Here is a 3056-nt window from a genome sequence, read left to right on the forward strand (position 1 = left end):
GAGCGCATGCTACGCGATACGGCTAAGCAATATTGCCAAGAAAAGCTGATGCCACGTATTTTATTAGCTAATCGCCATGAAAAGTTTGATGTTGAAATTATGAGGGAATTTGGCGCACTTGGTTTACTGGGCGCAACCATTGAAGATAAGTACGGTTGTGCCGGTATTAACTATGTTAGCTATGGCTTAATTGCCCGGGAAGTTGAGCGCGTCGATAGTGGTTATCGCAGCGCTATGAGTGTGCAATCCTCATTGGTGATGCATCCTATTCATGCCTACGGCAGTGAAGAACAAAAAATGAAATATTTACCTAAGTTGGCAACGGGGGAATATATCGGTTGTTTTGGTTTAACTGAGCCAAATTCAGGTTCAGATCCCGCCAGTATGGCGACAAAAGCGGTCGCGGTTGACGGTGGTTATCAACTTAATGGCAGCAAAATGTGGATCACTAATTCTCCCATTGCCGATGTCTTTATTGTTTGGGCCAAGCTTGCCGGCGTTATTAAAGGCTTTATTCTTGAAAAAGGTATGCCAGGTTTATCAGCACCTAAAATTGAAGGTAAGTTTTCACTACGTGCATCTATTACCGGCGAAATCGTGATGGAAAATGTCTTTGTGCCAAACGACAATATGCTACCACATGCCAGTGGTTTATCCGGTCCTTTTGGTTGCTTGAATAAGGCGCGTTACGGCATTGCTTGGGGTGCACTCGGTGCTGCTGAATTCTGTTGGCATGGTGCGCGTCAGTACACTTTAGATAGAGAGCAATTTGGTAAACCTTTAGCGGCAACACAATTAATTCAGAAAAAACTAGCCGATATGCAAACCGAAATTAGCATTGGCTTGTTAGCTTGCTTACAAGCAGGGCGCCTGATGGATGCGAACAATTTAGCCCCTGAAGCTATTTCACTGATCAAGCGTAACTCCTGTGGCAAAGCGTTAGATATTGCTCGCCAAGCGCGAGATATGCACGGTGGCAACGGTATTAGTGATGAATTTCATATTATTCGTCATGTGATGAACCTTGAAGCGGTTAATACTTATGAAGGCACTCATGATGTGCACGCTTTAATATTAGGGCGAGCACAAACGGGTATACAAGCGTTCTTTTAACGCTAATTAAACTGCTGATTCTGGCTATTTGGCTTAAAGCCAGCTCTTGTGGATTTTACAAAGCTGTTACATGTTTTGAAACAAGTTAGTTATTGCCCAAAGAAAACCTTGTTATAAACTGTCATATGCATTTAAGGGCGCGGTAATCACTTAAAGTAAGTTATTGCGCCATTTTTTTTATTAACGACAGTCAGGGATAAAGCAATGATGATAAAGACAATTCAACCTAACTTGAAAAAAAAGTAACTGCAAAGCTAGCCGTATTTTCTACCTTAAGTTTATTGGCCTTTAGTGCACCACTTTTAGCCGGTTCACTCGACTTAACAGCACGTAGTGATGAAGATACTCAACAAGATGTCAACCTAAAGCCGGCACAAGTTATCGACTTTGCTGGCGTTAAAGAAGGTGACCAGGTACTGGATTTATTAGCCGGCGGTGGTTATTACTCTGAGTTATTATCTCGTGTCGTTGGTGATAAAGGTGCGGTTACTTTGCAAATTCCCAAGGCCTATCTTAAATATGCAGAAGAATCCTTAGAAATACGTCTTGCCAATAACAGACTAAAAAACGTTACCTATCTACTCAGTGAAGCGGATAACTTAAAGCTTGCTGAAAATACTTATGATAGTGCATTTTTAGTCTTGGGCTTCCATGACATGTTTTTTCAAGACAAAGGCTGGAATTTCACCGCCGATGAAGTGATGCCGCAAGTGCTTAAATCGCTGAAGTCAGGAGGCAAATTATTAGTTATTGATCATGATGCCGCAGAGAAAAGTGGTATTCGTGATGTTAAATCACTACACAGAATTGATAGCGCTTTTGTTAAAGCTGATTTAGAAAAGCGTGGCTTTAAATTAATTAAAACCTCTAAGTTATTAGAAAATAGTGCTGATGATCATTCTAAATTAGTTTTTGTGCCTGAGTTACGCCGCCAAACTGATCGTTTTGTGATGTTGTTTGAGAAAATCTAACCGAACTGACAAAAAATCAGTTCATCATGCTAATTGATAAAAATATGAATACCAAGCCGAGGCGGTTAAAGCGTGGCAGGTACTAAGTCAGTAATTTTTTATTACATTGTTCTTATGATATTGCCAATACTGGAGGTTTCAACATCCTTAAAAGTATGTGATATTTACGCATATATTTACTGATTTAGTTTTTAGGCTTATGGGAGCAATATTGAGAAAAGTATTAATTTTTGGTAATTCAGCCAGTGGAAAATCTACGCTGGCTAAACAACTTGCTGAGTCTGAACAGTTAGCGCACTTAGATTTGGATATGCACGCATGGCAGCCTACCAATCCACCGACGAGGAAACCGTTAATAGAAAGTGCCCAAGCTATTGAGCAATTTATGCAGCTAAATGAAAGCTGGGTTATCGAGGGCTGTTATAGTGATTTATTAGTGATAGCTGAGTCTGCAGCAACGGACATTATCTTTATGAACTTGCCCATTGAAGACTGTATTGTTAATGCCAATGATCGCCCTTGGGAACCGCATAAATATGAGTCTAAAACAGCACAAGATGCTAACTTAGCCATGTTAGTAGAGTGGATTTCTCAATATGAACTAAGAGATGATACTTTCTCAAAATCCGCTCACCTAGACTTTTATCAAAACTATGCAGGAATGAAGAAAATGCTGGCTAGCAATGTTGAGTGCATAGCTGAGCCTAGCAATAATTAGCAAGTTAAAGCAGGCGAGCAGTGATGAAAAAAAGATATCAGCAAAAGGGCTACTTACTGATTCGGAACTTCTTATCAGCAACAAGCGATTAATTCAGCCTATCGGACCAGTGATGCCTTTTTAAATAGCGAGCAACGAGATCTCTTGTTTAGCTTTATTGGCTCCGCTAAAGTTATGACTATTGTTAATGAGTTAATACCTCAGCAGCCTTGTTTCTTAAACACCCAGCTATTCTTTGATCCCGTTAATAAGCA

Annotated in this window: 3 protein-coding genes; all 3 read left to right on the top strand. The window is 40.2% G+C overall.

The genetic code is table 11. The features are described from left to right. The coding region (locus HRT50_RS18395; RefSeq protein ID WP_291617213.1) for an acyl-CoA dehydrogenase at positions 1-1113 on the top strand (1113 nt) is incomplete at its 5' end. 281 nt (positions 1114-1394) lie between these two features. Then, the gene (locus HRT50_RS18400) at positions 1395-2084 is read left to right on the top strand and encodes a class I SAM-dependent methyltransferase (protein WP_291617215.1); all 690 of its coding nucleotides are present in this window, start codon (positions 1395-1397) and stop codon (positions 2082-2084) included. A 211-nt stretch (positions 2085-2295) separates the two neighbouring features. Beyond that, positions 2296-2802, top strand: coding sequence for a shikimate kinase (locus HRT50_RS18405; protein WP_291617217.1), 507 nt, complete (start codon positions 2296-2298; stop codon positions 2800-2802). Positions 2803-3056: the final 254 nt, after the last annotated feature.

This window comes from Colwellia sp., assembly GCF_013215345.1.
Taxonomy (GTDB): Bacteria; Pseudomonadota; Gammaproteobacteria; order Enterobacterales; family Alteromonadaceae; genus Colwellia.